We start from the raw sequence: 24,772 nt of genomic DNA on the forward strand, positions 1-24,772 counted from the left end.
ATGGAAATGTTATTTGGATATGAAACATCAAATAATAAAGTAAGATTTTCATATTGGGCTCCGTATCAAGAAAAATTATCTATAATATTAAATGATAGCGAAACCCTCGACTTGGAGAAGAAAGATAGTGGTATGTTTGAAGGAGAATTTAGCATAAAGGAGTATTCAAGGTACAAGCTTAGGCTAGGCAACGGTGAAGTTATTCCCGATCCATTTTCGAGATTTCAACCTGAAGGCGTACACGGAAGTTCACAAATTATTAATATAAATGAATCATATTCTAAAAGAGAAATAAAAAAGGAAGATATGATAATTTACGAGATACATGTGGGAACTTTTACCAGTCAAGGAAATTTTGACGGAATAATAGAAAAATTAGATTATATTAAAGAATTAGACGTAAATACTATAGAATTGATGCCTATTAATCAGTTCCCTGGAGATAGGGGGTGGGGATACGATGAGACTTATCTTTTTGCAGTTCAGAACTCATATGGTGGACCTTTATCGCTCAAAAGGCTTGTTAAAGAAGCACATAGAAGAAACCTATGGGTTATTTTAGATGTGATTTATAATCACATGGGACCTGAAGGGAATTACTTGGGAAAACTCGGACCGTATTTCTCGAACATGTATAAGTCACCTTGGGGTTTATCTTTCAATTTAGATGGAAACGGAAGCGATTTTGTTAGAGACTTGATATTAAGCAACGTAGATTATTGGATAAGATATTTTGATATAGACGGCTTTAGGCTAGACGCAATCCATGCTATATTTGATACATCTCCTATACACATTCTTCAAAGAATAGCTGAGAGAGTCCACAAAATGGAAAGAGTAGTCATAGCAGAAAGCGACCTAAACGATCCAAAAATCATTAGGGAAGTAGACAAATGTGGGTACGGCATAGATGCACAGTGGTGCGATGACTTTCATCATTCGCTTCACGCTTACGTCACAGGAGAAAGAACAGGATATTATGAAGACTATGGAAATCTAGAACAAGTTAAGAAGACTTTAACTAACGGGTATGTTTACGATGGAATTTATTCTAAATTTAGAAACAAAACCTTTGGAGAAAAGGTAGATGATAGTGTAGATGGTTGTCGTTTTATAGTTTACATTCAGAATCATGATCAAGTTGGAAACAGAGGTAGAGGAGAAAGGATCTCTACATTAGTAGGTAAGACTAAACAAATAACAATGGCAGCAATCTATGTCTTATCACCTTTTATACCTATGATCTTTATGGGAGAAGAGTATGGAGAGAGTAATCCTTTCTTATATTTTTCCAGTTTTTCTGATGATCAACTAATTCAGGGCGTAAGGGAAGGAAGGAAAAGGGATAATGGCCAGGATATTGACCCCCAAGCAAGAGAAACATTCGAGCTATCCAAATTGAGTTGGAATATTGATCATGAGGTCTTAAATTCCTATAAAAAATTGATACAAATAAGAAAAATGATAAACGAAAAATGTAAAAGAAAATTCTATGTTGAGGCTAGTAGTAATTATATAAAATTTGAGAGGGGAGGGATTAGAATAATAGCTAACTTCGCATCCACGCTAACAGAAAGGAAATTCGGCACCTTACTCTTCAAATATGGCAAAGTAGAGGAAAAGGAAAAAGAGTACCAACTAGAAGAAACCGGAGTGGTAATAGAAATGGTAGCGAGGCCTGGATTTGAACCAGGGACCTCAGGGTTATGAGCCCTGCGGCCTACCAGGCTGGCCTACCTCGCTGCTTTACCTCGCCAAGCTGAATAGGTAGATATAGATTAAAAATCTAACGTACGCCGGGAACGGGATTTGAACCCGTGTGGGGTTTCCCCCAATGGCTCTCCAGGCCATCCCCTTAACCGCTCGGGCATCCCGGCACTCATATAAAAAGAACAACGGGGATTAAAACGTTTTTTCAGATTAGTTCTATCTCTATATAAACGTCTTCTGGAACTCTAACTCTCATTAACTGCCTCATTATTCTTTCGTCCGCAGCAATATCCATTATCCTTTTATGCATTCTCATTTCCCACTTCTCCCATTTCTTATGACCTTCACCGTGGGGTAATCTCATTATAGGCACTTGCATTGTCGACGATGGTAACGGAATAGGACCTCTCATACTTACTCCTGTCTTATCTACGATCGTCTTTATCTGTCCTACTACGTAATTTAAATCCTTTACATTAGTGCTCCAAAGTCTTATTCTTGCTTTAGAAGGCATATATCATAACACCTCGACTAAAAAGAAAACAGAAAAATAAAAGGTTATATATATCTCCCTCATTACTTGATCTCTATTTTTGCGGGAGTAACATCGTTTATAACTCCTACTCCTACAGTCTTACCCATATCTCTCATTGCAAACCTTCCTAATGGTGGGAACTCATTAAACTTCTCTGCGCATAGAGGCTTAATTGGCTTCATCTTCACTATAGCTACGTCTCCTTGCTTGATGAACTTTGGATTCTTCTCTACTTCCTTACCAGTTTTTGGATCTAACTTTGACACTATTTCTGATATTCTACAAGCTACGCTAGCAGTATGCAGATGTAAGACTGGAGTATATCCCTCAGGCAGCGCTGTAGGATGCCATACTACTATTATTCTAGCTGTAAACTCGTCAGCTACTGTTGGAGGCTTGTCTGGATGACCGGCAACGTCACCTCTCTTTATGTCTTTCTTTTCAACGCCTCTTATGTTAAATCCAATGTTATCTCCAGGCTCAGCCTTGTCTATTCTAGTATAGTGAGTCTCAATTGATCTCACATCTCCTACTTTTCCTGCCGGCATGAAAACCACCTTATCGTTGACCTTCAATACACCAGTTTCTACTCTACCTACTGGTACTGTTCCTACACCTGACTTGGAATACACTTCCTGAATTGGTATCCTTAGAGGCTTATCTACTGGCTTAGGAGGTACTTCTAGCATATCTAGACAGTCTTCAATAGTGGGTCCGTTATACCATGACATATGCTCTGAACGACTAGTAACGTTTTCTCCTGTCGGTGCTACTATCGGAACGAACTTAACTTTGTTCATGTTGAAGCCAAAACCTTTCATGAATTTGGTTAGAGTATCTACTACTTCATTGAACCTCTTTTGATCATAAGGTGTATCAGTTAAGTCCATCTTGTTTACTGCTACTATCATTTGGTCAATTCCCATAGTCTTTGCTAATATTATGTGCTCCCTAGTCTGACCTTCAGCGCTCATACCTGATTCGAACTCACCCTTCTTAGCTGAGATTGCTAGAATTGCTGCATCTGCTTGGCTTGCACCAGTAATCATGTTCTTTACGAAGTCTCTGTGCCCAGGAGCATCAATTATAGTGAAGAAGTACTTCTTGGTCTCAAACTTCATGAAAGTTAAGTTAATTGTAACTCCTCTTTCTCTTTCTTCCTTTAATCTATCTAGTAGAAATGCATACTTCTCTGTTTCTTTACCTAACTTCTTAGCAGCTTCCTCAGCTTCCTTCACTGTTTTCTCATCTAGAAATCCTCTATCCATCAGTAACCTTCCAACTAGAGTACTCTTACCATGATCTACGTGTCCTATTACGATCAAATTAAGATGAGGCTTTTGCGACATTTATCACACACTCTTAAGGCTTCTATACTGCAGGTAATAAAAAATTACCTAGAGCTTAAGGCTATCCTTTCTATCTCTTCTTTCTTCTTTACTGCGAAGCTCCTGTTGTCGTTATTATATGCAGCAATTATTTCGTCTGCCAAAGCTTCTTCAATAGGTTTAGCATTATTGAATGCAGCATCCTTAGCACCCGTAACGAGATGTCTTAATGCCATATCCACCCTTCTCTGTGGGGCAACGTCGACTGCAACGTAGTATACAATACCTCCGTACATTATCCTTGTTACTTCTTCTCGTGGAGAACTATTTTCTATAGCCCTAACTAGAACTTGAATAGGGTTCTCTCCAGTTCTTTCATGAATTAGATCGAAGGTCATTTTAACAATGTTGTAAGCTAGTTGTTTTTTGCCCTTATTTCTGCCTGGCCTCATTACGTTGTTTATTAGCCTTTCTACTATAGATATTCTAGACTTACCGAATCTTCTGTGTTCATGCCTTCCTCCAGAATGGGGCAAATAAACTGGCATTAATGGGATATATCTCTTTAGACTAGGATCTCTAACTTCAACCTTGTTATCCCATTTACCGAAAACCTTTATTTGAATGGGCGTAATTTCCGCTGATTCCATACGATCTTACCAACCTATAACTAAATCGACTGGATATTTAAGTTTATGAAGGTTAATGGTAAATATGAATAGAATGGACAACAATGAAGATTTAGCTAGAGTGACGAACGTAGACGCCTTCTTTATACCAATATACAATTCACCCGCAATAGTTTGTTATTTAGATGATAACAGACAGTTTATGTTATCTAATGTACCAGTTGAGATTGTACTTGCAATTAGAAAGTTGAACAACAAAGACGGAATAATTGAAGAAAGAGAGAACGTTTTTGATATTTTAAATTTTATACCAGAAGTAAAAGATAATTTGGAAAAACACATAGAAAAAGTAGTAATTGATCAGCTAAATGAAAAGATAGGAGTTTATTCCGCCTCAATTGAGCTAAAATTTGGAGATTCAATAGTAATTGAGAAAAGAATGATTCCTAGCCACGCCGTCTTTTTGGCCTTACTTACTAAAAAGCCAATATATGTTAGAAGAAATTTAGTTGATGAACAAGAAAATGAGGATAAAGGAGAAAGTTGATTATATAAGGAACACATATTTGTATATTTTACCTAGAAGGTTTCTGTTTTTTGCCTTTATATAGAGCATCTAAAGATACTCCGTTGACCATTATTACCTTGAACCTAACACCTGGAAGATCACCCATAGACCTACCTAATGTTCCTCCTATACCAGCTATAATGACCTCATCATGTTCATCTATGAAATTTACACCGCCGTCTCCGGGGACAAACGCAGTTACTACTCTTCCGTTCTTCACCAACTGAACTCTCACACACTTTCTTACAGCTGAATTAGGTTGCCTAGACTCTATTCCAACTTTCTCTAGAACAACACCCCTAGCCATAGGAGCTCCTTCCAGTGGATCAAATTTCTCCTTCAGCGCCATCATCCTTATCTTGAACTTTCTTTGATTCCATCTGAATCTTAGCCTCTTAAGCTTCAACTTTCTTGCTGCGTATATTCCTTTTGGCGATTTATTGCCTGCCATTCACTTCACCTTATACTATAACCACATTGTCAATATCCATATACCTCTTTAAAATTAGCTTAGCCCTTACAACATTCTTTCCACTTCTACCTATTGCAATACCCTTATCTTGTGGATCAACAGTTACGTAAACAGATTTCTTAGAATCACTATTAACAAGTCTTATGCTTCTGACTCTAGCCGGAGCCATTAGAAACTTAACCATATCGTCTAAGTTATCACTATAGGCAACAATTTCAACGTCCTTTCCTAACGAGTTCTTCAATTTTCTTACATTAAGACCATTTTTACCAATGGCCATCCCCATATCTTTGCTGTCCACCAAAAATATTATCCTATTGTTTTCCTGATCTATTATACAATCTTTAACTGCGGCCTTTGTAATATCCTGAAATAAAGAAATATATCGCATTTCTTCTGGGGTTAGCCTAATTTCTGGCAGATCATCCACCCCTTCCTAGTTCCAAAATCTTAGAACTACCTTCTTCCTCAACTCCTATAGCTGATACTATAAATGGCCTTCCAGTCAGAGTTCCTAAATCCCATCCGCTTCCTGCATACTCGTAAAATGGAATGCCAGATACTTTTGCGAGATAAATAATGTCATCTTTTATATCTTCACGTAAAGTTGATGCTATTATTATCATCTTCAACTTACCTGTCTTTAGCATTTTGATACAGTTCCTTGATCCTAAAACTACTTTTCCAGTTTTTAAAAGAACTTTTAATTCTCCTTCAAATGACAACTGTTGAGACAACATTTATCACCCTAAACTTGGTTTCATCATTAATTCTACCATACCAGTACCCAGTTTAATAGGATGCCCTATAATAATGTTTTCTACTACTCCTCTAAACTCTTCCATGTCACCACGGGCTGCTGAGTCTAGAAGATGTTTAACTGTAACCTCGAATGCAGCCCTAGCTAAAACGCTTGTTTTCTCTCCGCTAACTCCATGACGACCTATCTGTCTTATGATTCCTGTTCTAGTCATTATGTCTGCCACTAACATTATGTGCCTTATATCTACGTCTAGACCTTGTTCATCAAGTACTCTTTTAATTTCCTTTATTATCATTTCCCTTCCTGCTTCTATGCCTAAAGTTTCCTCAACCTCATGAACGTTATTAGTTTCTACACGACTCTGATCGACGCCCTTTACAGAGAGTACTCCCTCTAGGTTAGACCCGTCGGTTATAATTACAAATTCGTCTCCTCTCTTCTGGACTATAGCCCTTTTAATTCCTTTGATGCCTTTAATCTTAGCACTGAGAATCTTCTCTCTCATTTTGAAGAGGGCAGTTACGCTGTCTATATCATTAAAAGTAATTGACACAGAGTTGTCATCTATATCCTCTATGGTAACGTCACCAAGCTTTAACTTTGATAGAACTTTCTTCACTTCATCTATAGTTATACCCTTATCGGAAAGCATGTCCACATCAAACTCAAAGGTTATGGACATAGATGCAATATCTATGCTCGTGGAGCTTACAACGTTCTCCACTCTAGTATATTCTAGTCTCTTTGCAACTTCCAAAGCTTTGTCTCTATCTGATTTATACTCGTCTGTAAGGTAAATTGTCATCATCGGAGTAGATGGAGTTTTTTTAGAATCTACTATTTCTATTAACCTAGGAAGACCTAAGGTTACATTAAGCTCCCTTACGCCTGCATAATGAAAAGTTCTTAATGTCATTTGCGTTCCGGGTTCTCCTATAGATTGAGCAGCAACTACACCTACCGATTCTCCTGAATTTACTAACTCTTTTTCATATTCATTTACAGCTAAATTCAATATTTTGTCTATTTCTTCCATTCTTAATTCCATATCAGTATTTCTTATTCCGTTCTCTATATCCTGTAATATCTTTGGAGGAACTATCTTTTCAAGTTGAGAAAGCCTTTCCTTAAGATAATTCTCCATCTCAGGATTCATATTCATTTCCTCCACCCTACAACTCTCTCTATTAACCTATTTACATCTACTGACTTCCCATGTGCACTCTGCATTGGAAAGACGCCGTCTTCTCCATAGGCCAGCTGTATAACTTCTCCATAAAGACTTCTGACGCTACCATCATATTCAGCTCTAAGGTCAGACAGAGCGTTTATAAGCCTTCTCTGCATATATCCGCTCTGCGACGTCCTTACCGCCGTATCCACTAGACCTTCCCTACCTCCAGCCGCATGATAGAAAACTTCAACAGGATTCAGACCAGTTCTAAATGAAGAGTAGACGAATCCTCTTGCCTCAGGAGATATGTCAAATGGCTTAAAGTGAGGCAAGGTTCTGTTCATATATCCTCTTGTTAGTCTCTCTCCCCTTACAGATTGTTGGCCTAACATTGCGGCCATTTGGGTAATATTAAGAACGCTACCTCTAGCTCCTGTCCTAGCCATTATATATGCATAATTGAAAGGATCCAAATGTTTTGTTGCTATTTCACCTGCTGAATTCCTTAACTTGTCCAAAGCATCAAGAATATAGTTCTCCAGACTCTCCTCTGGCGTTCTCCCTGGTATTGGCTCCAATTTTCTTTCTTTGTACTGTAAAATTAAATTATCTACATCTTTCTTAGCTTTTTCTGCTTGTTCAGCTATCTCCCTTTTGGCGTCTTCTGGTAAGGTCACATCATCTAGAGACATAGTAAATCCTTGTATTTCAATAAATCTCAGAAAAGCTTTGAACAAATTGTCCATTATCCATAGACCGTATTCTTCAGGATATTCTATAAGGAGCCAATGAAGTATACTCTCTGGCTGTTGATTTCCAATGGCTTTCTTGTCGAAGACACCCTCCAAAAGTTTGCCCTTCTTTATAACGACATAAGAATCATGTGGGCAGTCCTCATCCTTACATAGCCTAGAGCCGCTTGATACATTAGACTGACCATGGAAGTTGAAGTCCTCTGGAAGGAAGAGGCTTACTAGCTGTTTACCAGTATATAATGGCTTAGGAGACAAAATAGCAGGCTCCCCTATCTCTCCATGAAAATCTACCACTCCTAATATCCTCATGACCTCCTCTTTGGTGAGTAAGGTGGTCTTAACGGTCAAAAGATACGCTCCGCTTATGTAATCTTGACCACCTCCCATTATAGGACCTCCGTATCTAGGCGTCAATATATTCCTATGAACTATCATTAGCTCCTTTGTCTCCGCTATGGCCTCTTCAGACTGAGGGACGTGTAAGTTCATTTCGTCGCCATCAAAGTCTGCGTTGTATGGTGCACAGACCAATATATTGAGCCTAAATGTTCTCCCTGGTAATATTCTGGCTTTATGTCCCATCATTGATATCCTATGAAGTGAGGGCTGCCTATTGAAAATGACAACATCTCCGTCAACTAAATGTCTCTCTATTATAAATCCCGGTGCTAAGGCAGAGGCGAACTCTTTCCTGTCTTTCACATATCTTAGATCTATCCTCCTTCCATCATTCCTTATTACATAGTTCGCGCCTGGCCATGTCTCTGGGCCATTTATTACATATTGTCTCATTCTTTCTATGTTTGAAGTTGTAACTCTTTCTGGTACAGTGAGCATTTTTGCAATATGTTCTGGTACACCTACCTCGTCAATACTTATGTTCGGATCAGGAGAGATTACAGTTCTAGATGAAAAGTCAACCCTCTTTCCTGATAGATTGCCTCTGAATCTGCCTTCTTTACCCTTAAGCCTCTGAGCCATAGTTCTCAATGGTCTTCCAGATCTATGTTTAGACGGAGGTAAACCAGGAATTTCGTTATCAAAATAAGTGGAAATATGATATTGTAACAAGTCCCATAGATCCTCCACTATCAGTTGAGGTGCTCCAGCATCAATGCTCTCCTTTAACCTTTCATTAATCCTTACAATATCAACAAGTTTGTGAGTTAGATCGTCCTCAGCGCGTATACCACTTTCAATCATTATGGAAGGTCTAATCGTAACAGGAGGTACTGGAAGTACGGTAAGTATCATCCACTCTGGTCTACTAGTTTTTGGATCATACCCCATGAGTTCGACGTCAGAATCAGGAATCTTCTCTAATCTCTCCCTTATATCAGAAGGAGTTAGCCTTTGAAGGCCTTCGCTTCTCTCTTCGTAAAAGTTATACGGTTTATCCAGTTTTATCTTAATTTGTTTTGTATTACAATGAGGACATTGATTGGCTTTCATAGCAGTCTTCTTTATATGATCATTGAGTCTCTTAGCAGCAGAAGGCCATCTATTTTTAATTGCGTTGTATATACGTTCATATTTTGTGATATCGTCCTGAGGTATCTTTAGCCTTCCGCATCTACTGCAGGTGGCTTTTAGAAATTCATATACATGCTTAACGAATCCTATGTGTATTACCGGACGTACTAGCTCTATGTGACCAAAATGACCGGGGCAGTTCCCCAAAGTATTTCCGCAAGTAGGACACTTCTGACCAGGTTCAATTACACCAAGTCTAGGATCCATTACACTTCCCTCTATCGGGGTTCCGTCCTCGTCATACACTTCTGAAGTAATTATTGCAGTCACTGACATTTTTCTTATTTCGTCAGGGGAAATTATTCCAAATTTTATTCTTTTAATTACTTTTTCATTTTCACTCATTGCCTTCACCCAAGGAAATCTTATCTCCTAAAATGAGCCTAGGTGAAATTACCATACTCATCAGCTCTTGAACTAGTAGCTTAAAAGCATAAGATATTGTCACCGGATATAAGTTTGTTTTATCGCCATGCACTGGACATACATAACGGTTCTTAGAACGATCGTACCATCCTACATAGCCACACTGTTCGCATATGTAAACAACAGCCTTATCTGAATTGTCTAGAAGTCTGTCCTTTATCAGCAGAGCCGTACCATATCCTATAAGGCAATCTCTCTCCATTTCTCCAAACCTGAGTCCTCCTTCCCTTGCCCTTCCTTCGGTAGGCTGTCTAGTAAGTATTTGCACTGGACCCCTAGCTCTAGCGTGAAGTTTATCTGCTACCATATGGTGCAACTTCTGGTAATATACAACTCCAAAGAATACGTTAGACTTAACCTTCTGTCCGGTTCTTCCGTCGTAAACTACTTCCATGCCGTTTGGAAGGAAGCCACTCTTGAAGATATCGAGCTGAAGTTTGTCTATAGGTGTCTTATAGAAGGGAGTCGCGTCCAGTTTATTCCCAGTTAATGCGGCATATTTGCCCGCAACTGCCTCCATCAATTGCCCTAATGTCATCCTAGATGGTAATGCATGAGGGTTCAGTATGACATCTGGTACAACGCCTTTTGTAGTATAAGGCATGTCATACTGCGGTATTAGCATACCAACTACTCCTTTTTGTCCATGCCTAGTAGCAAACTTATCTCCTATTTCAGGAATCCTAAGGTCTCTAACTCTTACCTTAACTAACTTATTACCGTCAGATGTCTCTGTCACTAGTACCAGATCTACTATACCTATTTCTCCATGCCTTGTTACTATGGACGTATCACGTTTAGACTGGTCTGGGGATAGATCCTTAAATTCTTGCAAAAATCTGGGAGGACTTACTTTGCCTATTAAAACATCTCCACCCTTTACTTCTGTCTCTGGAGGTATTATTCCGTTATCCTCTAATGACTTGTAAAATTCGGCTCCCTTATATCCTTTAACTCCAGCTTCTGGTAATTCAATAGTATCCTCCTGACCTCCTGGATACTTTACCTCCTCTGTAGAATACAACCTAAAGAAGGTTGATCTGTACATTCCCCTTTCTACTGACGTCTTATTCATAATAATTGCGTCTTCTAGATTATATCCTGTATATGACATTATAGCCATTATTGCGTTATTCCCAGCTGGTCTCTCATTATATCCTATTACGTCTAGAATTCTAGTGCTGACTAATGGTCTTTGTGGGTAGTGAAGCAAGTGAGCTCTACTGTCTGTTCTCAACTGATAATTTGCGGCGTATAAACCTAGAGCTTGCTTTGCCATAGCAGATTGATAAGTGTTTCTAGGTGACTGGTTATGCTCTGGATACGGAACAATCGATGCTGTTATACCTAAAATCGATGGAGCCCAAATTTCCATATGAGTATGCTCAGTCGTAAGGTTCTCTGGCTCAATTGATATATACGAATTTTCCTCTTCTTGTGCGTCCAGATATTCTATTTTACCTTCTTTTACCAGATCTTCAAAGTTCTTCTCTCCTCTCCTAAGTTTTTCGATATCCTCCTTATCTACGAGGGGTTTTCCGTCCTTTACTATAATAAGAGGTCTTCTAACCCTTCCAGAATCACAGTTTATTTGAACCTCATTTATAAACTCGGTTGAGATATAAGAAACGTTTACCTCATCACTTAATTCGTTTGATCTTCTTTTCTCTCTAATTTTATTGGCTAGATCATTTCCATCTGGATAGTAACCTATCAACCTTCCATTTAGATAAACTTTAGACCAACTGAGATACGTTTCTTGATCTTCCCCTTCCTCTATTATCTTTCTGATTACATCAGTTACCTGGATTACGCCTAGTTCGTATAGAGTCCTTTCTACTATTGTCTCGTTTATGCCAACTGAAATCTGAGCCATTAAAGCTAGGTTTTTAACCAAACCGCTGTTTGGACCCTCGGGAGTCTCAAATGGACACATCCTACCCCATTGAGTACCATGTAAGTCTCTAGCCTCAAAGTTAGGTTGACCTCTAGCTAAGGATGAAATTACTCTCCTAAGGTGACTTAGCATTGACAGCCAATTGGTCCTATCTAGAAGCTGACTTACTCCCGTCCTTCCGCCTACCCAATTTCCAGTTGCCAGGGCATGCCTAATTCTCTCTGTTATAATATCTGGCCTTACAAGAGCGTTTAATGCTAACCTCCTCCCTCTAACCTTTGATTTTTCCAGCTGATACTTAAGATCTTTTACGAAAGCCTTGAATGCGACTCTAAATAGACTAGCAAATAAGTCTCCAGCAAGCTTCAATCTCTTGTTAGAATAGTGATCTTTATCATCTGGAGCCCTCTTCCCTAGAAGTAACTCGATTACTTTAGATACAGAAGAAGCTAGATAGTATGCCTTCTTCAATCTATCTTCTGGCGTTGTACCTAAATGTGGAAGGAAGTATTTATCCAGTATCTGCTCTGCTTTCTGGATCCTGCTTTCCCTTTTTTGACCTATAGCAACACGATTGCCTATGAAATCTAGGGCATCCTCTGAATTATTTATGGAACTAGCCTGCTCTAATGAGGGAAGTAACTCGTTCTGAACTTCGTTATCTAACGATACAGCGTATACAATATCACGGTCTGTTGTTATCCCTAAGGCTCTCATTAATATCGCGAAAGGTATTCTCCCTGGCGCTGCAGAGAAGGAGATCTGGATCGTTCCGTCTCTCATCCTCTCTATCGTAACTGGAACACGATAGCTAGAGGTACTAGATATTATTTTTGCTGTATGTGTAATATTGGAGCTAGTCTTACCATTGTCTACCAAAGCCCTATTTGAAGCCAAATCCTCCTGGGTTACTATTACTCTTTCCGATCCATTGACTATGAAGTATCCTCCTGGGTCCTTTGGGTCCTCACCTATTTCAATTAATTTTTCTGGAGGTAGCTGAGAAGTGGGATCTGCTATTGATTTAAGCATAATTGGTAAGTCTCCTATATGAACATCTGAAGGTTCGCCTTCGATGTTATTTTCCACAGGTATCATAGTTAAATGTAATGGCGCTGCATAGGTTAGGTTTCTTAATCTTGCCTCCATAGGTGTAATTTCTCTATCTCCTCTGTCAGTCTCCATTAATCTAGGCTTTCCGATCCTTATTTTCCCTAGCTTAACCTTTAAACCTGGTATCTCTGTTTCAATTTCTCCTTGCTCATCAATTATTTCTTGCAGTTTATTTCTAATAAAGTCATTAAAGGAATCCAGATGCTGCCTTACTAACCCGTTTGCCTTAAAGTATGCTTCTACAAGAGTCCATTTATCATCTATAGTTAAAGTTGAACTTGACATTTATTTCACCCGCTTATTACATATCTTAACGCTATAGAAGTTCCAGTCAACTTGCTATTTCTAGTAATTTTAATTATATCTCCTGGCTTTCCTCCTATTGCTTTCACTACAGGATCTGATGCCCTAATCCAAGGTAAATCTTCAGGTTTTATACCTAACTTCTTCATTATTTCAAATGCTTCCTCTATAGAGAGGACTTCATGTTTTGGTACGAGGTAATGTATACGAGGATCTATTTTTTTACTAGAAGTTGCTCTCATACGTTCACCAAGAAGTGTATCATAAAGAAAGAGATTTGGCATTTAAGAGTTTATCACAGCAAGTTCATTATCCTTCTAGCGGACTCTATTAAAGACTTAGCGTTCTCAATTTCCTCATCAAATGTTATAGATTTTCTTGCTAGACCTTGAGCTTGAGCCTTACTTGCTACTGCAGCAGCTACTTTAGGATAAATTTCCCACTCAGTCATCCTTGGAATAATGTATGATTCAGATGCACCCTTAGTCCTCACATGTGATGCTAATTCCCTAGCAGCCTCAATGACCATTTCGTCCGTTATTGTCTTTGCTCTAACGTCTAAAGCTCCTCTAAATACTGCAGGAAATATTAATGAATTATTTAATTGATTTTCAAAATCGCTTCTTCCTGTCCCTACTATTTTAGCCCCAGCTTTCTTAGCCTCATCAGGCCATATTTCAGGAACTGGATTGGCAAGTGCGAATACTATAGGATCCTTATTCATGAGTTTTATTTGATCTGGCTTTATTGTACCTGGCTCAGGCTTGGAAGCCGCTATTAGTACATCAGTTCCCTTAAAGGCTTCTTCGAAGGTAGTAACGTTATCCTTATTAGTTTTTTGTAAAAGATCGTATTTCCATGCATTTTCAACTTTCATTTCTTCCTCGTCTTTTCTTCCCCTAAATAAAGGGCCAAAAGAATCTGTCATTATCATATTCTCATAAGGTATTCCGTATGAGTTAAGCAGCCTCGCAGTTGCTATATTAGCAGCACCAGATCCATAAAGTAAAATCCTAGTGTTCTTAGGATCTCTATCTGTTAGTTCAAGTGCTATGATCAATCCTGCTAGAGTTGCTCCTGCAGTTCCTTGCTGATCATCATGCCACACTGGTATTTGTAATTCTTCTCTTAATTTATCTAAAATATAAAAGCACTTAGGCGACTCTATGTCCTCTAGGTTAATTCCTCCAAAGGATGTCTCCAATATCTTTACTGTATCTATTATTTTTTCTGGATCTTTTGTATTTAATGTAAGAGGAACTGCATCAACTCCGCCCAAATATTTAAAAAGCAATGACTTTCCTTCCATTACTGGCATTGCTGCTTCTGGACCAATATCTCCAAGGCCAAGAACCCTGGTTCCATCTGTAACTATTGCTATTGAATTCCATCTATATGTAAGATCAAACGATTTAACTTTCTCCTTATGAATTTCCCTCGAAACTGCAGCTACGCCAGGGGTATATAAAATGGCGAAGTCTTGTAAAGACTTAACTGGGACCTTGGGAGTAACTTGTATCTTTCCCTTATATTTAGAAGATACCTCTATGGCCTCCTTATCGAAATCTACCATTTAGAATCCATGAGTATAAGCCTTATGAAGGTTATAAATAATTCTCACAGCTAATAAACTCAATATCTAGTTTATCTATCCTTATTTATATCGGTGACAATTATGGAAGAGACACAAGTTAAGAAGTTAAGACAACCTATAGTTGTTGTGCTAGGACATGTGGATCACGGCAAGACAACGTTATTAGATAAGATTAGAGGGACCACAGTAGTTAAAAAAGAGCCAGGGGAAATGACCCAAGAAGTAGGAGCAAGTTTCGTCCCAAGTTCTGTTATTGAAAGACTTTCAGAGAAATTGAAGAAAGTATTACCAGTTAAGTTAGAAATCCCTGGTCTCCTATTTATAGATACACCTGGACATGAATACTTCTCAAACCTAAGAAGAAGAGGAGGAAGTATAGCTGATATAGCCATATTAGTTGTAGATATAAACGAAGGCTTCCAACAGCAAACTTTTGAATCAATAAATATTTTGAAAGAAAGAAAGGTTCCGTTTTTAGTTGCCGCAAATAAAATAGACAGAATACCTGGATGGAAACCATTCGAGAATGAACCTTTCTTAGAAACCATAGGTAAGCAAAAAAAGGACGTTCAAATAAGGCTAGATAATCAGGTCTATAATATAGTAACTCAAATAGCTGAAGCTGGACTCAACGCGGACAGATTTGATAGAATAAAAGATTTCACTAGAAATGTTGCAATCATTCCAGTATCAGCTAAAACGGGAGAAGGATTACCAGATCTTCTAGCATTATTGGCAGGTTTAACTCAACGGTACATGAAGGAAAGGCTAACCTTCGCTGAGGGGCCCGCAAAGGGAGTAGTACTGGAGGTAAAAGAGGATGTAGGACTCGGACACACTATAGATGTAATAATTTATGACGGCATCCTTAGGAAAAATGATCAAATTGTGCTTGGTGGAATTAATGGTATAATTACAACTAAAATAAGAGGAATCTTCGTTCCCAGACCTCTTCAAGATATGAAACTAAGCAAATATGACTTCACGTCTATCGACGAAGTTTATGCTGCTGCGGGAGTAAAGATATCTGCCCCTAATCTAGAAGAAGCTCTAGCTGGATCTCCCATTTATGTAGTCAACAGCGAAAGCAACTTGGATGAAATTAAGAATAAAATAGAAGAAGAACTAAAGCAGGTAAGGTTTTACAATAGTATCGAAGGTATAGTTGTAAAAGCTGATAGTTTAGGAACTTTGGAAGCTATTGTAACAGCCTTAAGCAAAGAAAATATCCCTGTAAGGGTAGCAGACATAGGTAACATTTCTAAAAGAGATTTAATGGAAGCCTCGATAGTAGCGCAGCAAAAAAAGGAATACGGGATTATAGCAGCGTTTAGGGTAAAACCACAGCCAAGTTTAGATATATCAAATATAAAAATAATATACGACGAAATAATATATCAGTTAATTGAAGATATTAAAAAATACATAGAAAACATAAGGAACGCTGAGAAGAGAAAGACATTAGAAAGTCTGGTATTGCCTGGTAAGTTCAAAATTTTACCTGGGTATGTTTTCAGAAGAAGTGATCCAGCAATCGTAGGTGTGGAAATACAAGGAGGGATAGTTAAATCTAAATCTCCACTAATTAAAAAGGATGGAAAAAGGATCGGAGAGGTACTCCAGATACAAGATAATAAGAAAAGCGTAGATAAGGCTTCTGCAGGAATGGAAGTTGCCCTTTCAATTAAAGGTAATGTTATGGTTGGAAGGCAAATAGAGGAAGGTGAAGTACTATACACAGACGTGCCTAAGGAAGATTTAGAAATATTAACTACAAAATATAAAGATATCATAACAGATGATATGAAAAAGGTAATTAAAGAAATAATAGAAATTAAGAAAATAGACGATCCATTATATGGAATTAACGTTCAAATCTAAATAAGCTATGACTTGATTAACTCCTTCTCTGTAAAGAATATTGATATTTCTTTTTCTGCCTTCTCTGGAGAGTCAGATGCATGAATCACATTTTCAGACTTGGTTATGGCCATATCGCCTCTTATTGTTCCTGGAGGTGATTCCTTAGGGTCTGTATTTCCTATCATCTTCCTCATTAATAGAACTACGCCGTCTCCTTCTATTACTATCGTAACTACTGGACCTGAAGTTATGTAATTGATCAAGTCTTCGAAGAATGATTTACCTTTATGTTCGGCGTATAACTTCTCAGCAGTTTCTTTATCCATTTTCAGCATTTTCATCCCTATTATCTTTAGGCCTCTTAATTCAAATCTAGAAATTATTTGGCCTACCAAATTTCTTCTTACGCCGTCAGGCTTTATCATAACGAAAGTCCTCTCCATTAGCATCAGCCTAGCAGATTATCTATTACCCATGTAACTAGAGGTCCATTTTAATTTCTTAGGATCTTTCTTGAACTTTAACATGTATTTCCTGCACTTACTTGAGCAGAACCAAAGAACCGTACCATCAGTTTTTACGTACATTAACCCGGTTCCTCTTGGTATGCTTTTGCCACAGAAGCTACATTCCATGCCTTATCCATCTAGAAATTATGAGGCAAGTATTTAAGTCGAATGTTTGTTATTTCATAAGGATTAAGATGAGTGAAAAGCAACAGTCGAGCTCAATAATAGAGGAGTTTGGTTTCCCAGCAGAAGTTATCCAGATTTTAGCTAAGACTGGAGTAACTGGAGAAGTAACTCAAGTAAGAGTTAGAGTGCTTGAAGGTAGAGATAAGGGAAGAATACTGACTAGAAATGTATTAGGACCAGTGAGACTAGGAGATATACTTATTCTAAGGGAGACAGAAAGAGAAGCAAGAAAGTTAACTACGAAGAGGTAAAACATGCCTCTGTTTTTAGTTGAAAAACCTTTTACATTATATATTTTAACTAAACTTAGAGATGCTAATACAGATCAGATTACTTTTAGAAAAAATATGGTAAGATTAGGACGAATACTTGGATATGAGATTTGCAATAACTTAGACTTCAGGATAATTGAGGTAACAACTCCACTTGGGGCTAAGGCAGTTGGAGTTGATATATATGATATCGATAATATTGTCATTATAAATGTATTACGTGCAGCGACTCCGCTTGTGGAGGGGTTACTGAAAGCCTTCCCTGCAGCTAGACAAGGAGTCATAGCTGCAAGCAGAAAAGAAATCGTTGGAAGAGAGGTACCGAAAGAAATGGAAATAGATATCTTCTATAAGAAAATACCAAAAATAAGGAAAGATATAGATAATGTAATAATAGCAGATCCAATGATAGCCACTGCAAGTACGATGCTTAACGTTATAGCTGAGATAAATAATTTTCAACCAAAAAATATTTATATAGCGTCAGTAATAGGTTCAGAATATGGAGTTAAAAGGATATTAGATAAATATCCTGATGTTAATATTTTTACCGTAAGTATTGATCCGGAACTTAACAACTTAGGTTATATACTTCCTGGTCTAGGAGATGCTGGAGATAGAGCTTTTGGGTGATCTAAATGCCTAAAATAGGTTTAGAAGTTCATGTCCATCTAACCTCCCTTAACACGAAATTATTTTGTAATTGTCCCTCTGATTATAGTGGAAAAGATCCAAATACTATAGTGTGTCCTGTTTGTTTAGGCCTGCCAGGGGCAATCCCAGTGCCTAACGAAAAGGCGTTAGAAAAAGCCCTTATGGTAGCTATAGCATTAAATTGTTCTACTGCAAATAAATTAGTTTTTACTAGAAAACATTACTTTTACCCAGATATGGCAAAAAATTACCAGATTTCGCAGTATGATGGATTAGGTAGTCTAGCCATTGCGAAGGAAGGTAAAGTGAGAGTAGGTAAAAAGGAAATACGAATTAGAAGAATAAACATCGAAGAAGATCCTGCTAAGACGATATACCCTACGGGATCCATGTTAAGTAGTAGATATACATTGCTAGATTATAACAGATCTGGAATGACATTATTGGAAATTGTAACTGAACCTGATATGGAAACCTCCGAAGAAGCAAGGCAGTTTATGGAAAAATTAAGAAACATTCTAGAACACCTAGAAGTATGCAACTGTGATATTGAAGGAAGTATGAGAGCAGATGCAAATGTATCCGTAGAGGGCGGAGAAAGAGTAGAGGTAAAAAACATAGGTTCAATAAAGGACATAAAGGATGCAATAGACTATGAAATTGCAAGGCAGAAAGCAGCAATATCTCAAGGATTAGCTACTTACAGAGAAACAAGACATTGGGATGGCGAAAGAAGAGTAACAGTACCAACCAGATCTAAGGAGTCCGATGAGGACTATCGATATTTTCCTGACCCAGATCTTCCTCCATTTAATATCGACGAAAAAATTCTGGAAAAGATAAAAAGGGAAATGCCAGAATTACCTGATGCTAGAGCGAACAGATTCATGAAGCAGTACGGTATAAATGAATATGAAGCTTCAATTTTAGTTTCAGATAAACAATTAGCAGACTTCTTTGAAAGCTGTTGTAAAATTTACACAAGTTATAAGAAACTAGCTGATCTATTAATTAATGATTTCTTGAGAAGGCTCAATGAAAATAACATGAGAGTAATTCAAAGCAAGGCAACACCACAAAATATAGTGAAGTTAATGCAATTGATGGATAATGGAATAATAACAATTAAAATATTAAAAGAAATTCTACCTGATGTTGTACTCAAAGGGATAGATCCTGACACGCTAGTAAAAGAGCGAGGTCTGACTGCAATTTCAGACCAAGAATACCTAGAGCAGGTAATTGATGAAGTTATTAATGAAGAAAAAGATGCAGTATCGAAAGTAAGGGAAGACCCTAGAATAATAAATTACCTTGTAGGCAAAGTAATGAGAAAGACAAATAAGAGGGCTGACCCTCAGCTAACAAATAAAATCCTAAAGGAAAAGTTATTAAAGTGAATTCACAGCGTGGGTCTCTCGTCACAACTCAGCACTTAAAATGCAGTACATCTATAATTAGAAAGGAAGCATTTTGTGATATATATGCTTGCTCAAGGCAAGGATGATAATCTTAGGCAAAGGTTATTAACTGTAGGATTATTACAGGAACTAAAGGAAATTTATACTTATAAGGAATTAAGCGAAATATTAAATATTCAAGAAAGTGTACTTTGCAGATATGTAAATGGAAATAGAATTCCTAGTGAAAAACAATGTTCAAACATAATGTTAAAAGTCAGAGAAAGAATAGGTATTTCTCAACTTTTAAGAAATCAAATTAAAATATTTGAAGATGGTTTCATAGATGTGTCTAAATTACTTTTCTTCCCTAATCTATTAAGGTCATATCTAACCTTAGTTCTTGAAAGCAAGCTTTCAAACAACATAGATAAGGTCATAGGCATAGCATCAAACGGGTTGCCTTTTGCCACATTTGTCTCTTCAATTTACAATGTTCCTCTAATAATAGCAAAGAAGCATAAAGATTCAGTTTTTTTAAGATATTTAGAGGAAAATATAAAGGAAAGCAATAGTGTGATTAGCCCAATTTACATTAGAGAAGACTTGATAAAAAAGAACGACAAAGTGCTAATAGTCGATGACGTCTTAAGAACTGGAAAGACGTTCTTGGCTCTAAGCAACTTGGCCGCTAAGGCTGGAGCTAAGATAGAAGCAGCGGTAATAATAGCAAGCTCGAGGGAAAACATCTCCACAGCAAGGACAGATACTCAGATAATTACATTATTTAAATTATAAATTTATTAAAGATAAAAATAGATTTCTTTTAGTTGTTAGCTCGTCATAGTCATAGAAATTAAAACTAAACCTCAACAAAGCTTTACTTATGAGTCTAGCCAGAATTACTCATGATATATTTGAAATAAACTTAAGATACATAAAAGATTATAACATTTATCTAGTTAGAGTAGACGATGATAATAATTTCGCTCTCATAAACAGCGGAAACGGAAATGGAATAAATTACATAATTAGTGATATAATGGAAATATTAAAGAGAAAAGATAAGTTAAAATATATAATCTTAACAACTAATGATGAAAGGCTTGTAAATGGCACTGTAGGTCTATATAATATTTTTAAGTCTACTTACATAGTTTCACATAAGTTATATTCGACTAAATTAAGAAGAGGAGAAGGGATAAATGGAAACTTTAGTCCTTTCCCTATTTCTTTAGAAATAGATGAAAAATGTGCTGAACTAGGTCGAATTAAATTAAGGGTAGTAAAAAGTGATAAGTCATTTCATATGATCGTTTCTATGGATAAAGTGTTAATAACAGGAGCTATTGTCAACATTTCCCCATTAAAAGGATATACAGTATGCAGCATAGAAGGATGTATAAGAGAGTAATACAATAAAATAAAGAAGATGGTATTCGAAGAATTATGTGAGGTATGCGGAAGATATACTCAAATAAAATTTTGCAAAATTAGAAATATAAAAGTATGTTATGAATGCTGTATAAATTGTAATAAAAGAAACAATTGTGAAGCAAGAGTATGGTTCAAACCATTAATACCTAGCAAAACATTAAGGGGAGAGAAAGGTCAGATAAGAATTTAATGAAAAAGCCCTACATTATCATCTATAGTACGATAAGCTTAGATGGCAGACTGGCTTCTAGATCTGGTTTCAGTAAGCTCAGCTGCAAGTTTGATAAAAAAAGACAAATGATCATGAGATGTAACTCCGATGCGATAGTAATTGGAGGAAACACGGCAAGGATAGACAATCCCCTTTTAACAGTAAGGGAAATACATTGTGATCATCAACCTATAAGAGTAATAATATCGCACTCACTAACTTTTGACCCTTCACTAAAAATTTTCAGACAGCCCCCACTAACTTTTATATATACTGATAATGAAAATGCGGCCTCAAATAGATTGAGTAAAGCTTGTACCATAATTAAATTAAAACCTTTTTCAATATGCTCCGTTATGAATGATTTATATATAAAAGGTGTAAGAAAAGTTCTCATAGAGGGAGGAGGAAACTTGATTTTTAATACCATTAAAGAAGGGTGCTATGATGAAATTAGAATTACAATATCGCCTTATCTAATGGGAGATGGAGTAAACTTCCTTAATGGAAAGGAACTAGATTTGAAAAAACCCTCCGTAAAACTTATAGATACAAAATTATGCGAATGTAAAAATGAAGTTCATATAATCTATAAAAAGATATAATAAGAAAATTTTATTAAATAGATCTAATTAAATAGATCTAACTTATGGAGTCTACGAATCCCTTGTAAGTTATTTTGTATAGGTCTCCTTGTTCTAAAGTAGATGCTTTCCTCTTGTATTTTACTGACTCTCCTAAGCTGTTTGATCCATGAACTTTAATCCATTCGTCTAGAGGAATTTGATAATCTCTAAGAACTTTATCTCTATATAAGTCATTTAATACGTTGTACGTACAGAACGGAATTACCCTACCATCAGGAGATGCATAATGTATATCACATCTCATTACTCTTTGGACATCGTAGTTATAGAGATCCATGAAGTGCATGGTTCCTAAGAATAGAGTTCTGTAATGCCATTCTCCTAATGCCTCATAGTTATGATTAATTACAACATTGTAAAGCATCTTATATACATCAAAGTCCTTTGGACCCTTTTCTTTATCTATAAATTTCCTGATGTTAAGTAAGGCCTTCATTCCTACCCATGCCTTGCTAGATCCCTCTCTAATTTCTTCTGATTTTTCTTTCAAATATTCTAGCAATCCTTCAAGATCTATAAATTTAGATATAGGTATGAAGTGAGGTTCTCCACCCTTCCATTCTACATATATATAGGTTCCAGCTCCACAGGAAGGATGATTAGCCATCTCGAATTGTTCCTTACCTGTTAATGCTTCTACTATCTTGGAGAAGACCACAGATGTTCCTATAGGATACCAACTATCACGTGTTACCTCCCCGTCTGTTTGTTCCTCAATGTTTCTAAGAACTTCTGGTATAGTAATTCTGAACTTTGCTCTCATGTTCCTCTTCATCATACCAGTCAAACTTACAGGCTGGAAGTTTACTGCCCTCACTATATCTAGATTTCTTGCAGCAAATTTGACTATGTTTCCAAGATCATTATCATTTACTGTCTTTATAACAGTAGGAACTAAAACTACACTAGTCATTCCTGCTTTTCTAAATACTTCAAACGTATATGGGATCTCCCAGTGATTCTTGGGATTTGTTTTTCTATTTGTTCCATCAAAACTCATATAAATTGTGTTAACCCCAGCTTCCCTTAGCTGCTTTGCATAAGCTATTGCCTTATCTGGATCTTCCATATACATCTTAGCGAAAGTGCCTCCCCAGCTATTTAACTGAACATGCCTTACTCCTTTCTCTCTCAGGATCTTCAAGACGTCTAATATATCTTCCCTTAGCGTTGGCTCTCCACCAGTGACTTGTATTACTAATGTTATACCTTGCTTTTTCAATTGATCTACCATATAAGATATTTGCTCTAAAGATGGCTCATATACATAGCCGGCTTTCTCTGCATAGAAGAAGCAATACCAGCAAGACTGGTCACATCTATTTGTAATTACTAAGTTAACTAGGGCCGAATGCTGATGATGCATGGGGCATAGTCCACAGTTGTATGGACAAGGAGCTTTCAGATCAACATATGGAACCTTTGGACCTTTGCCTTCATACTCCCAATAATCAAACTTGTAATACATTCCAACGTCTCCATAATAAAGATCCTCAAACTCGCCATGATCTGGACATATCTTCCTTATGTACAGTTTATTCTCCTTTTCGAATATTGTAGCGGGGAGCAATCTATAGCATGCGGGACATAATGAATGAGTTAATCTGACTAACTTTTCATTTGAGGAAAGCTTTGGTAAGGGTCCACCAATCTTTATTTCTCTATCACCGAACTTTACTGCACCTTCATTAAATGAAGAAGGTGCTGACAATAGTCTGAATTTTTCTTCGTTATTCTCTGCAGTTGTTTGGGCCATAACTATCTACTTTACATTAACACTATTTATTATATTTAAGAATATTCACTCTGTGTATTGTAGCTACAGTTAAAACCAACCTTTAAAATTATCCCAACCAGTAATTTTTATATGTATTTTATTAAAAGTGATATAATTTGTCTCACGATCTATCTCGCCTAAAATTATAGGATTGAAGCCTAAATCTATCATATAATTTATCATTTCTTCTTTTATTGAAGGTCTTATAACTATAATTGCCTCAAATTCTTCTCCACCATACTTAATTAATTTCATTAAATCTAGATCGTTATCTATTTTATCTAAATAGGATTTAATTTCATCAGATATTCCCAGATCCTTAAGCTCAATACCTACATTCAAACGAGTATGAATATTATACAGAGAAATTAAAAGACCGTCGCTTATGTCAGTAGAATAGACAATATTATTTGAAAAGAAGTTAAATAAGCTTATTAATGATTTATTTACTACTGGATGTCTAACCCGCTGTAGAACCTTGTTCTTTATTGCTTTAATATCATCCAGCATAAAATAATTATAATTAGAATAATTGCTAAGAAAATATAAAGAAGTGTAACCTATTGGATTGGTAAGAATAATAATGTCCCCCTTTTGCGGGGTTAAATTTGACTTTAGAATTGCATTTCCTATTCCAACTACATCGATCCATCCTATTTTTGAGTTATTTAGATCGCCTCCTACGTATTTCGCTCCATAATATTTTATGCATTCAGATAAACCTAGAAGAATGTCCTCCAATTCGCTGTCCTCTGTTTCTTCATCTATTCCTATAGACGACATAAAGTACAACGGAACTGACCCAGCTGAAATTAAATCACTTACTGTAGAAATACAACCTTTCCATCCGAGGTCATAAAGTGTAATATCCCCACTTTTATAGGAAAAAGGAAAACCATCCACTTTCATTGATATACCGTCTGCAGAGAACACATCATCAAGCTTCTTAATGTCTAGATACTTTTTTAGGACTTTATCTATGAACTCGTGCTCTCCAATTTCCTTCAATTTCATAT

Annotated in this window: 24 protein-coding genes and 2 tRNA genes; 9 read left to right on the plus strand and 17 right to left on the minus strand. The window is 36.8% G+C overall.

Going from position 1 to position 24,772, the window contains the following annotated elements:
- Window positions 1-6: 6 nt before the first annotated feature.
- Window positions 7-1,710 carry a malto-oligosyltrehalose trehalohydrolase gene (gene treZ, locus RQ359_RS00005; protein ID WP_156017893.1) on the plus strand — a complete coding sequence of 568 codons (1,704 nt, stop codon included), beginning with the start codon at window positions 7-9 and terminating at the stop codon, window positions 1,708-1,710.
- Here the strand turns inward: treZ and RQ359_RS00010 are convergent.
- The 5 genes from RQ359_RS00010 to RQ359_RS00030 form a co-directional block, all read right to left on the minus strand.
- A tRNA-Met gene (locus tag RQ359_RS00010) sits at window positions 1,667-1,743 on the minus strand. The two genes, treZ and RQ359_RS00010, sit on opposite strands and share 44 nt — an antisense overlap.
- 51 nt (window positions 1,744-1,794) lie before the next feature.
- A tRNA-Ser gene (locus RQ359_RS00015) sits at window positions 1,795-1,877 on the minus strand.
- Between the two features lie 38 nt (window positions 1,878-1,915).
- The gene (gene rpsJ / locus RQ359_RS00020) at window positions 1,916-2,224 is read right to left on the minus strand and encodes a 30S ribosomal protein S10 (RefSeq protein ID WP_156016375.1); all 309 of its coding nucleotides are present in this window, start codon (window positions 2,222-2,224) and stop codon (window positions 1,916-1,918) included.
- A gap of 62 nt (window positions 2,225-2,286) precedes the next feature.
- Entirely contained in the window at window positions 2,287-3,594 is a 1,308-nt protein-coding gene (tuf, locus tag RQ359_RS00025; RefSeq protein ID WP_054838575.1) for a translation elongation factor EF-1 subunit alpha, read from the minus strand.
- Between the two features lie 44 nt (window positions 3,595-3,638).
- The gene (locus tag RQ359_RS00030) at window positions 3,639-4,223 is read right to left on the minus strand and encodes a 30S ribosomal protein S7 (RefSeq protein ID WP_054838574.1); all 585 of its coding nucleotides are present in this window, start codon (window positions 4,221-4,223) and stop codon (window positions 3,639-3,641) included.
- Window positions 4,224-4,296: 73 nt separating this feature from the next.
- Here RQ359_RS00030 and RQ359_RS00035 point away from each other — a divergent pair, with 73 nt between their 5' ends.
- Entirely contained in the window at window positions 4,297-4,749 is a 453-nt protein-coding gene (locus RQ359_RS00035) for a bifunctional nuclease family protein (RefSeq protein WP_240900028.1), read from the plus strand.
- A gap of 28 nt (window positions 4,750-4,777) precedes the next feature.
- On the opposite strand, the gene RQ359_RS00040 is transcribed toward RQ359_RS00035, so the two are convergent.
- From RQ359_RS00040 to RQ359_RS00075, 8 genes are read right to left on the minus strand one after another with little or no spacing between them, the layout of a single operon-like run.
- Complete coding sequence (locus tag RQ359_RS00040) at window positions 4,778-5,221, minus strand: 30S ribosomal protein S12 (RefSeq protein ID WP_054838572.1); 444 nt, start codon at window positions 5,219-5,221, stop codon at window positions 4,778-4,780.
- A gap of 10 nt (window positions 5,222-5,231) precedes the next feature.
- Window positions 5,232-5,663, minus strand: a complete 432-nt coding sequence (locus tag RQ359_RS00045; protein WP_156017891.1) for a NusA-like transcription termination signal-binding factor — start codon at window positions 5,661-5,663, stop codon at window positions 5,232-5,234.
- Between the two features lies 1 nt (window position 5,664).
- Window positions 5,665-5,982 carry a 50S ribosomal protein L30e gene (locus RQ359_RS00050; RefSeq protein WP_054838571.1) on the minus strand — a complete coding sequence of 106 codons (318 nt, stop codon included), beginning with the start codon at window positions 5,980-5,982 and terminating at the stop codon, window positions 5,665-5,667.
- Between the two features lie 3 nt (window positions 5,983-5,985).
- Window positions 5,986-7,161 (minus strand): DNA-directed RNA polymerase subunit A'', encoded by a 1,176-nt coding sequence (gene rpoA2 / locus RQ359_RS00055; RefSeq protein WP_156017889.1) that lies wholly within the window; start codon window positions 7,159-7,161, stop codon window positions 5,986-5,988.
- A gap of 2 nt (window positions 7,162-7,163) precedes the next feature.
- Window positions 7,164-9,812 (minus strand): DNA-directed RNA polymerase subunit A', encoded by a 2,649-nt coding sequence (rpoA1, locus tag RQ359_RS00060; protein ID WP_156016373.1) that lies wholly within the window; start codon window positions 9,810-9,812, stop codon window positions 7,164-7,166.
- Window positions 9,805-13,188 (minus strand): DNA-directed RNA polymerase subunit B, encoded by a 3,384-nt coding sequence (locus RQ359_RS00065; protein ID WP_156016372.1) that lies wholly within the window; start codon window positions 13,186-13,188, stop codon window positions 9,805-9,807. Before RQ359_RS00065 ends, rpoA1 begins: the two co-directional genes overlap by 8 nt.
- Before the next feature lie 5 nt (window positions 13,189-13,193).
- Window positions 13,194-13,448, minus strand: coding sequence for a DNA-directed RNA polymerase subunit H (locus RQ359_RS00070; RefSeq protein WP_156016371.1), 255 nt, complete (start codon window positions 13,446-13,448; stop codon window positions 13,194-13,196).
- Between the two features lie 53 nt (window positions 13,449-13,501).
- Window positions 13,502-14,779, minus strand: a complete 1,278-nt coding sequence (locus RQ359_RS00075; protein WP_457921221.1) for an NAD(P)-dependent malic enzyme — start codon at window positions 14,777-14,779, stop codon at window positions 13,502-13,504.
- A gap of 102 nt (window positions 14,780-14,881) precedes the next feature.
- Here RQ359_RS00075 and infB point away from each other — a divergent pair, with 102 nt between their 5' ends.
- Entirely contained in the window at window positions 14,882-16,681 is a 1,800-nt protein-coding gene (infB, locus tag RQ359_RS00080; protein ID WP_156016369.1) for a translation initiation factor IF-2, read from the plus strand.
- 5 nt (window positions 16,682-16,686) lie between these two features.
- On the opposite strand, the gene ndk is transcribed toward infB, so the two are convergent.
- Together ndk and RQ359_RS00090 are read right to left on the minus strand one after the other, a co-directional pair.
- Entirely contained in the window at window positions 16,687-17,112 is a 426-nt protein-coding gene (gene ndk, locus RQ359_RS00085; RefSeq protein ID WP_054838570.1) for a nucleoside-diphosphate kinase, read from the minus strand.
- A 12-nt stretch (window positions 17,113-17,124) separates the two neighbouring features.
- Window positions 17,125-17,298, minus strand: coding sequence for a 50S ribosomal protein L24e (locus RQ359_RS00090; RefSeq protein WP_083476968.1), 174 nt, complete (start codon window positions 17,296-17,298; stop codon window positions 17,125-17,127).
- A 68-nt stretch (window positions 17,299-17,366) separates the two neighbouring features.
- Between RQ359_RS00090 and RQ359_RS00095 the strand changes: the two genes are divergently transcribed.
- The 6 genes from RQ359_RS00095 to RQ359_RS00120 all read left to right on the plus strand — a co-directional run bounded on the left by RQ359_RS00095 (window position 17,367) and on the right by RQ359_RS00120 (window position 21,937).
- Window positions 17,367-17,609 (plus strand): 30S ribosomal protein S28e, encoded by a 243-nt coding sequence (locus tag RQ359_RS00095; protein WP_054838580.1) that lies wholly within the window; start codon window positions 17,367-17,369, stop codon window positions 17,607-17,609.
- 3 nt (window positions 17,610-17,612) lie between these two features.
- Entirely contained in the window at window positions 17,613-18,263 is a 651-nt protein-coding gene (upp, locus tag RQ359_RS00100) for a uracil phosphoribosyltransferase (protein WP_156016368.1), read from the plus strand.
- Window positions 18,264-18,268: 5 nt separating this feature from the next.
- The gene (gatB, locus tag RQ359_RS00105) at window positions 18,269-19,684 is read left to right on the plus strand and encodes an Asp-tRNA(Asn)/Glu-tRNA(Gln) amidotransferase subunit GatB (protein ID WP_156016367.1); all 1,416 of its coding nucleotides are present in this window, start codon (window positions 18,269-18,271) and stop codon (window positions 19,682-19,684) included.
- 84 nt (window positions 19,685-19,768) lie between these two features.
- Window positions 19,769-20,482, plus strand: a complete 714-nt coding sequence (locus RQ359_RS00110; RefSeq protein WP_156016366.1) for a phosphoribosyltransferase family protein — start codon at window positions 19,769-19,771, stop codon at window positions 20,480-20,482.
- An 88-nt stretch (window positions 20,483-20,570) separates the two neighbouring features.
- A complete protein-coding gene (locus RQ359_RS00115) occupies window positions 20,571-21,098 on the plus strand; it encodes a hypothetical protein (protein ID WP_054838569.1) in 528 nt (175 codons plus the stop codon).
- Between the two features lie 212 nt (window positions 21,099-21,310).
- The gene (locus RQ359_RS00120; protein WP_156016365.1) at window positions 21,311-21,937 is read left to right on the plus strand and encodes a dihydrofolate reductase family protein; all 627 of its coding nucleotides are present in this window, start codon (window positions 21,311-21,313) and stop codon (window positions 21,935-21,937) included.
- 37 nt (window positions 21,938-21,974) lie between these two features.
- On the opposite strand, the gene tes is transcribed toward RQ359_RS00120, so the two are convergent.
- Both tes and RQ359_RS00130 read right to left on the minus strand, forming a co-directional pair.
- Entirely contained in the window at window positions 21,975-23,735 is a 1,761-nt protein-coding gene (tes, locus tag RQ359_RS00125) for a tetraether lipid synthase Tes (RefSeq protein ID WP_156016364.1), read from the minus strand.
- Between the two features lie 69 nt (window positions 23,736-23,804).
- Window positions 23,805-24,770: a thiamine-phosphate kinase gene (locus tag RQ359_RS00130; RefSeq protein WP_156016363.1), complete on the minus strand. Its 966-nt coding sequence runs from the start codon at window positions 24,768-24,770 to the stop codon at window positions 23,805-23,807.
- Window positions 24,771-24,772: the final 2 nt, after the last annotated feature.

Source organism: Sulfuracidifex metallicus DSM 6482 = JCM 9184, assembly GCA_032834875.1.
Taxonomy (GTDB): Archaea; Thermoproteota; Thermoprotei_A; order Sulfolobales; family Sulfolobaceae; genus Sulfuracidifex; species Sulfuracidifex metallicus.